Source organism: Desulfobulbus rhabdoformis (genome assembly GCF_016919065.1).
Taxonomy (GTDB): domain Bacteria; phylum Desulfobacterota; class Desulfobulbia; order Desulfobulbales; family Desulfobulbaceae; genus Desulfobulbus; species Desulfobulbus rhabdoformis.
This window is the reverse complement of the sequence record NZ_JAFFQA010000138.1, coordinates 1-915: the sequence shown is the minus strand read 5'-3', so window position 1 is coordinate 915 and position 915 is coordinate 1. Positions and strand designations below refer to the sequence as shown.

Here is a 915-nt window from a genome sequence, read left to right as displayed (position 1 = left end):
CATCAGGTGCATAAAAACTGCGCTCAAGTGCTTTTTGCCCAGGCCATAGTTGTGCCCAAGGTTATAACCTTGATTTTTCAGAGTATTGAAGGTCTCGTTTTCAATCCGCCAGCGGGCACGACCACAGCGCATGATCTCCATGACGTTGTCCGGGGTTATCTCAAGATCGGTAACCCAACTGAACCGATTACGAACAATTACCCCTTCGCCTTTGGTTTCGACTTCCCAATGCTCGAGGAAGTTGACCTGCAACTCATTTTCGCTGGCCTTGTTGAGCGGGACAGCGTTGATAAAGCGAAAACAGTGTGTCTTGTTGGCTTTGCTGCTGTCCGGAAGGATCAGCTCGGTTACATCCCCCTGTTCGGCCGCTGCGTCGACTAGGCTGAACATGTAGGCATGATCCCCTGGTTTGGCTGAAAGGATATAACGAAGATTATGAGCCATCAAATCTTTGATATGCGGTGCGTTTGAACTCAGGCCATCCTCGGTAACGATAACCTTCAGACGAGGATGCTCCCGGCGGAAATCGGAGATAAAACGCTTGGTAGCGTTGCGCTCACAGTCGTTTTTAGTTGAGCCATCCTGGCGGCGGATGAGTTCGGGGCAGAGTGGAAAGACTGCCTTGTGCTCAGGTGAGACAAAGGCTCCACTCACCATTTGGAGATGGTATTCGATTGTACCGTTACGTCGCTCTTTAGTCAGGCAGTAATCGGCACCGATATTCTCCGAACTATGGATACCTGTACCGTCAATGGCCATCAGAAGGTAGCCGCCAAGGCAGGTCATCTTCGGCATGACCTTACCTCGTTGCAGTTGATGAAAAATAGTGCGGAACGGTCGCCGAAGTAAGGTCGGAACAATCTCATCCAGAATAGTCCGCATTTGGGTATCACTGGGGATAACTCGTACCCCAAA

General features: G+C 50.5%; 1 protein-coding gene. It reads right to left on the bottom strand.

Annotation, left to right across the window (positions count from 1 at the left end):
• Positions 1-915: transposase (locus JWJ90_RS22770; RefSeq protein WP_205229506.1), on the bottom strand; the 915-nt coding region annotated here is incomplete at both ends.